The organism is Lactobacillus fornicalis (assembly GCF_055362665.1).
This window is the reverse complement of record NZ_JBLTIM010000015.1, coordinates 47011-53355: the sequence shown is the minus strand read 5'-3', so window position 1 is coordinate 53355 and position 6345 is coordinate 47011. Positions and strand designations below refer to the sequence as shown.

General features: G+C 31.2%; 7 protein-coding genes. 4 read left to right on the top strand and 3 right to left on the bottom strand.

All coding sequences use genetic code 11. The annotated features are described in order from the left end of the window. The first annotated feature begins 44 nt into the window (after positions 1-44). Both ACNDLV_RS04185 and ACNDLV_RS04180 read left to right on the top strand, forming a co-directional pair. Positions 45-551, top strand: a complete 507-nt coding sequence (locus tag ACNDLV_RS04185; RefSeq protein ID WP_006586251.1) for a hypothetical protein — start codon at positions 45-47, stop codon at positions 549-551. A gap of 73 nt (positions 552-624) precedes the next feature. Then, positions 625-1251 carry an LVIS_2131 family protein gene (locus ACNDLV_RS04180; protein WP_006587594.1) on the top strand — a complete coding sequence of 209 codons (627 nt, stop codon included), beginning with the start codon at positions 625-627 and terminating at the stop codon, positions 1249-1251. Positions 1252-1262: 11 nt separating this feature from the next. Here the strand turns inward: ACNDLV_RS04180 and ACNDLV_RS04175 are convergent, their stop codons facing one another. Both ACNDLV_RS04175 and ACNDLV_RS04170 read right to left on the bottom strand, forming a co-directional pair. Further along, on the bottom strand, positions 1263-2798 hold the full coding sequence (locus ACNDLV_RS04175; protein ID WP_006587595.1) for an O-antigen ligase family protein: 1536 nt from the start codon (positions 2796-2798) through the stop codon (positions 1263-1265). A gap of 89 nt (positions 2799-2887) precedes the next feature. Further along, entirely contained in the window at positions 2888-3178 is a 291-nt protein-coding gene (locus tag ACNDLV_RS04170) for a hypothetical protein (protein ID WP_006586254.1), read from the bottom strand. Between the two features lie 58 nt (positions 3179-3236). Between ACNDLV_RS04170 and ACNDLV_RS04165 the strand changes: the two genes are divergently transcribed. Both ACNDLV_RS04165 and ACNDLV_RS04160 read left to right on the top strand, forming a co-directional pair. Continuing rightward, entirely contained in the window at positions 3237-3821 is a 585-nt protein-coding gene (locus ACNDLV_RS04165; protein ID WP_006586255.1) for a guanylate kinase, read from the top strand. A gap of 463 nt (positions 3822-4284) precedes the next feature. Continuing rightward, the gene (locus tag ACNDLV_RS04160; protein ID WP_373369256.1) at positions 4285-4998 is read left to right on the top strand and encodes a C40 family peptidase; all 714 of its coding nucleotides are present in this window, start codon (positions 4285-4287) and stop codon (positions 4996-4998) included. 55 nt (positions 4999-5053) lie between these two features. On the opposite strand, the gene ACNDLV_RS04155 is transcribed toward ACNDLV_RS04160, so the two are convergent. Continuing rightward, positions 5054-6304 (bottom strand): CAP domain-containing protein, encoded by a 1251-nt coding sequence (locus ACNDLV_RS04155; protein ID WP_498882931.1) that lies wholly within the window; start codon positions 6302-6304, stop codon positions 5054-5056. Positions 6305-6345: the final 41 nt, after the last annotated feature.

The window sequence follows — 6345 nt, the reverse complement described above, 5'->3', positions numbered from 1 at the left end:
AACTAGCACCACGCGTATATTTGATACATTAAAGAGGTTAAGCTTTGAAAATACTATTAAAAGACCTACTAGAAAAAATTGAAAATGAAGATTATATTCAAGATCTTGAAACAGAGAAATATTCGGCATTAACTAAATCAAAAGTGAAAACTATCAGTCAGAACTTAGTAAAACAAGTTTTAGCAGCATTGAAGCATAATTCTCTAGCTCATGTACAACTTGATGTAACAGGACAAAGACCAGCTAGTTTTATTTTAGAAACTAATGTGGTTAATTTGCCATATGCCAATTACAAAAAAATTGGAAATTTTGTTTCTGCTGACGAACCATTGCCAGTTAAAATTTATTTTGAAGTTTCTAGTGAATATATAAATGCTTCTAAATTTTGGATTGAAGAACTAGCTGGAGTAGATGATTTAAATGAAGAAATAATTGCGGATCATTTTGCTGATTTAATTAATCAAAAGTTAGTTGATGTTCGTAATTATGTTAAGCCTGAAAAAACTGTATCGGCTAAAAAGACAAAAGAAAAAACAAAGAAAAAATCATGATTTTAATCATGATTTTTTCTTTTTTATGAATGCCAAGTAACTTATACTAAAAGTTACAAGGAGGAATTAGCTTATGTTTAATTGGAATTGGCTGGGTATATTAGTTTGGTTAGTTCTTTTAGGCTATTTAATTTTTATATCGTATCATATCCGAAAACGACATTTAAAAATGATAGTCATGCAGCAAAAACATTTTACTTGGCGTACTTTGGGATTAGACTTTTTGGAAATATTAATATTATTAATAGGTCTTTTTATACAGATCCAAAATAGTTTCTTTGACAATCCTAGTTTAACTGTAAAAAGTCAGATTGAACAAAGTATTGAATACAAGCCATTAGTGCTATCTTCAGCATCAGATCGCTCATATTATGTGACTAGTAATTCGGTACAAAAAAAGAAATTGTATCAAAGATATAGTTTCTTTACTGAGGGAAATCAATATTCAGTAACAAGTGATTGGGCAACTATTTCTGATGGTAGTGTAGCGTTAAATACAGTGGCGCAAAAATTACCATATTCCAAGCAAGTGTTAGCAAAATATGATACTAAATATCAAAAGGCTTACGTTGCTATTTATGAGGCCAAATATAAAAACACTTGGCAAAATGGATTGGGCTTACATGTGGGGAGAACCGCACTTAGATATTACTTAATAAGAGTTCCCGACTCTACTTTTGTTAGAGAAGTTAAGAATTAAAAAAGGCCGCGTTAAGCGGCCTTTTTTGTAGTATTTAAACTTTTCAATAGATAGCCCATAATAAAACTTAGAATTAAAGTGGCTGTTAAAAAGTCCATTACATTTCCAGAATAGTATGAAGAAAAAATCAAAAAGCTACTAGATGTTAGTAAGCAAGAATTTAAGAAGGATCTATTTTGAGAATTAATAATCCATTTAAATCCAGCATAGATTAATATTACTAGGTAAATACCTACAAATATTATCATTCCTATTAAGCCTAATGAATATGTTTGGGCGATAAAATCTCTTTCAAGATTAAAGATATTAGTTTCTCTAACATAAGAAATCCCCAACCATTTATCTAGTTTATTATTGTTAGTTTTTAGTACTTGATTCAGCATTTTTTGCTCAATAAGGCGATTATTCATTCTATCTTGAACGGGCAATTTTATGATTTCTAGCCAAAATTCAGGATCATATTTATATGAATAACTTTGTTTTACAAATCGTGAGTTAAGTGAATAAAAATCACTGTATTTAGCAAAGAAATTTTTTAAGAATTTTTCCCTTTTTTTACCAGAATGCTTTTTAAGTCCTTCTTTTAAAGTTTGACTGACATCAACTTGTTTATGTGATTTTATGTGATTTTTTTTATTTGAACGAAGTTCAGTAATTTTTTCTTCGAAATTACCACGTTGAATCGCAGGGGAAAAAGGAAAAATTAAGCCGGTAGCGAGTGTACCTAAAACAATAATACTTATAGCATAATTGTTGATTTTAATGTTTTTAAAAACAAAATGATGAATTAAATAAAGAAATACAAATATAGCACTTGAAATTATTAGTCCATATGCTGCTACTTTTGTACCTAATTCTAGCATTGCGAGTGATTGAAAAATATACAGAATAACATTTATTAAATTAAATTGGGTTACTAGTATATAGAGCATTAGTGGTAATAACATAAATAAGATTGCACTTATTGTGTTGGCAAAGTTAAAAAAACCCTTAGAAGCTAAAAGAAAATAGCTCATTCTTTTCCCACTAAACCAAGAAAAAATATTTCCTTGAATGAATTGATTACCATAAGACATTAATGATATTAAGAATAAATTGCTTAATACAATAGTAATTGATATTGAAGCTACTAAGCTCTGAATAACGCGAACGAAGTCTTTTTTTTCTGTATTAGAGTTAGCTGTTATGTAAAGAACAACAATAGGTAAAAACATTCTAATTAGATAAAATATTTCTCCTGTAGTTGTATATCCGTAATCATTAGGATTAACACTAACAAAAGATTTGACATGCCAAATGTGAAGTGCAGAATATATAATTAAAACTATTGTGTAAGCTATTATCCACCAGTGCTTACCTATTTTTTGCCAATGATATTTTTTACTAAAAAACATCCCCAACAAGGTTGCAACTGCAAAGATTCGAATTATTGTTGGAAAAGTAAAAGGTAGGATAGTTGAAAGAGGTGGGTTATAAAACCAATAAAAATCTAAAAATGGTTGCAATAATATAAACCAATACAGACTCTTTTTTATTTTGTTATTCACAGGTATTCTCCTCACCATAGAAGTTACATTTATGTTAACAAAAAAAAGGCCTTAATTTAAGACCTCAGATTATGCTAAATAGAAAATATTTACTTTTTATTTGATGAATCATCATCAATTTTAGAAATCTTAACATCATTGCTTGAAGGTGTCTTTGCAGACTTTTTCGGTGATTTTACTGCTTTTAAATATTTAAAATTAATTACCATTTTATTATTTAAATCACTAACTGAAGCTGCATCTTTAGGATCAAAAGAAGTAATTGATAGCAATGCAGAATTTTCATAAATCTTTTCTACTTTACCTTGGAATGGACATTTCAATTCTTCTTGAGATCTTGCTTCAACAATTGCTCCGATTTTTACATCATTTTTTTTCATTTTCTCGCCTTTTCTCTCTTTTTATTTCAACGATAGTGAAATACTATTATATAAGTTAATGAATTTCAAGCGGGGAGAGTTATTTTTGAAAAAATTAATTATAATTGCAGGACCAAGTGGAGCAGGAAAAACCACAATATCTGACTATTTAGAAGAAAAATATCAAATTCCACGTGTTTTAACGCATACTACAAGAGCAATCAGGCCAGGTGAAAATAAAGAAGCTTATTATTTTGAAACTGAAGAAAGTTTTTCAAAGCTTCACTTATTTGAAAGCGTTAAATATGGCTCATATCAATATGGTTCAAGTAGAGAAGGCTTAGAAAAAGCATGGGAAACTAGTGATATTGTTTCAATAATTGTAGATACAGCTGGTGTGAAATCTTATGTTGAAAAGTTGCAACCAAATCAGTTTTATTTTATCTACTTAAAAGTTTCAAATTTAGATACTTTAGAAGAAAGACTTGTGGAGCGTGGTGATGAGCCAACTGAAATTCTAAAAAGAATTAATAGCCGCGAATTTAAGCGAGATCTCCAATTAAGTGAAGGCTTAAAAAAATATTCCCATATTTTGATTAATGATAATTTAGAAGAAACGCAAAGAAAAATCGATAAAATCATAACTAAGTTACGAAAAAATTAGATATTGTTACATACAAGCCTGCCTTTGTAATGTTTTTTAACACTAAAGATTTAATTTTGTAACACTCGTGTAACATTGCTCTTGTATTATAAATACTGAATTAATTGAGAAACAAAATATGTAGCTTTAAAAACTCGCTACCGAAGATTTTTGAGAGGAAATTATATTTATGAATTTTAAACGTAATTTAGCTAAGATTTCTGCTGCAACTGCATTTGCATTAGCTGGTGTTGCAACTGTAAACACTTTAAATGCGCCTACTTCTGTACACGCTGCAACTTTACCATATGCAGTAAAGATTAATTATGTTCCTGGTTATGGTATTGCTGTATGGAATAACTACAACAATCCAGAACTTATTGCTGGTAAGAAGTTAGCACATGGTACTGCTTGGAGAGTATTTGCACAAGCAACTGATTCAAATGGTGAATTGTGGTACAACTTAGGTGGTGCACAATGGATTATGGCTAAGTACACTGTTGATGCTAGTTCTTCAGATTCATCAACAAGCAAGGTATCACAGCCTCGTGTTTCAGTTGCCACTGTAAATTATGTTCCAGGCTATGGTATTGCTGTATGGAACAATTATAATAATCCAGAGCTTACTGGTAAAATTTTACCACATGGTTCAAGCTGGAGAGTTTTCGCAGAAGCAACTGATTCAAATGGTGAATTGTGGTACAACTTAGGTGGTGCACAATGGATTATGGCTAAGTATACTCTTGGTGGTTCATCAAATACTAGCTCAAGTTCAAACGTAAGTGCTTCATCAAATAATGGTTCAAGTTCATCAGCATCTAACACTACTCAAGCAACTACTTCATCAGCAGCTAAGGTTGTATCATTAGCTTCAGCACAACTTGGTAAAGCTTATGTTTGGGGTGGAAATGGTCCATCAGCATTTGATTGCTCTGGTTTAGTAAACTATGTATATTCACAAGTTGGCATTTCACTTGGCCGCACAACTTATGTTCAAGTAAATCACGGTACAACCGTTTCAATGAACAACTTACAACCAGGAGACTTATTGTTCTGGGGTTCAGCAAGTGCACCTTATCACGTAGGTATTTATGTTGGTAATGGGCAATACATTCACGCAGCTACTCCTAGTCAAGGTGTTATTAAGCAAAGTATTAGCCAATACTTCTACCCATCAGTTGCTAAGCGTGTATTATAATAAAATATAACGAAATTAAAAAAGGCATCTTTTTAGATGCCTTTTTTGTATAAAATTAATTATATTTTTTACCTACTGCCAGTCCCAATGTAATAGATAAGAATCCCATTAAAGCTAGAAGCCAAGACTTATTACCAGTTTGTGGCAATGTTTTTTGGCTAGCTATTGCATTAGAGCTTTTTATTAATTGTGATTTTACAGATGATTTAATGTTAGATTTATTTTCAAAAGTGCTTTTTTGAATTTGGAGAGGCTTCGTTTTTTGATTGGTAACTGTTTGAGGAAGTTTAGTCACAGGTACTCCATTACCTAGCTGACTAAATAATTTAAAACTATATGAATAAACATTGCCAACTTTAACTAGGTACTCATGTCCTAATACTAGTTCAACCCCAGTAGGCATATAATCAATAGTGGTTTTATAGCCATATGCCCAATTAAATCTTCCGAGATTTTTGACATTAGTAGCTGTATAAGTTTTTCCAGTATCTTTATCTGTGATAGTAATCACTGGTGTACCAACTACTTCTGTATTTCCTAAATAAATAGACCAAGGTGTGTTCTCGTGTTGCAACAATTCTATAGGATAAAGTTCTTTGCTCGGAAATGAAACATCAGCCCAAATATTGCTTTTTAGTAAATCATCAGCAAAAACCTCATTTTGGACTGTATATTTAATTTTATTAGTCCCAATAGCTGCACCAAAACCTATTCTGCTCGCACGAGCAGATAATAGTAAATCCCGATGTCCAGTTAGTGCAGTACCATCAATATTATTGTTATCTAAAAACGGGCTGTTAACATCTGTTTCAGGGTTTGATGAACCGTCATAATTATGGGTAAATGTAATATTTCCAAAACTAGCTAATTGTGCTTTATCCCAATCGCTGTCAGTCATTCCTTCTGGCTTTTGGGTATTTAAAATTCCATGAGCATCTTTAGAAACGGGGTAGTTAACTTTTGCCAAAGCCCAAGCTGCCAATTGTGCATCATTATTTGCAGAATCTGTTGTAGTTTCAGCATTTAATCCAGCTAGTTTCCGATAATAGTTAATATAATCTAAAGAAGTTTTTATATATTGAGAGTTTAGTTTGCCAGAATCAGTGTCTGTAGGCGTAGAATCATACATATTTTGATTTGAATAGGTTGATTTATCGATTGCTTGATATTGCTTCTGATAGTCGACTACTTGTTGGCTTTCTTCCTGACTAAAGTCAGCAGCATATACAGAATGATTATTAGTAGCCAGTGTTAACGTTAGTAGGGCAACGCTAGTTAGCATTGTTATTTTTGTATACTTTTTCATAATGTGTCTCCTCAACTTTTCATATTCATTATACCTCTAAT

What these genes read in the sequence shown, in the direction of transcription:
- ACNDLV_RS04180 (WP_006587594.1), top strand. Translation starts at nt 625, where the DNA reads ATGTTTAATTGGAATTGGCTGGGTATATTAGTTTGGTTAGTTCTTTTA.
- ACNDLV_RS04170 (WP_006586254.1), bottom strand. Translation starts at nt 3,178, where the DNA reads ATGAAAAAAAATGATGTAAAAATCGGAGCAATTGTTGAAGCAAGATCT.
- ACNDLV_RS04165 (WP_006586255.1), top strand. Translation starts at nt 3,237, where the DNA reads ATGAATTTCAAGCGGGGAGAGTTATTTTTGAAAAAATTAATTATAATT.
- ACNDLV_RS04160 (WP_373369256.1), top strand. Translation starts at nt 4,285, where the DNA reads ATGGCTAAGTACACTGTTGATGCTAGTTCTTCAGATTCATCAACAAGC.
- ACNDLV_RS04155 (WP_498882931.1), bottom strand. Translation starts at nt 6,304, where the DNA reads ATGAAAAAGTATACAAAAATAACAATGCTAACTAGCGTTGCCCTACTA.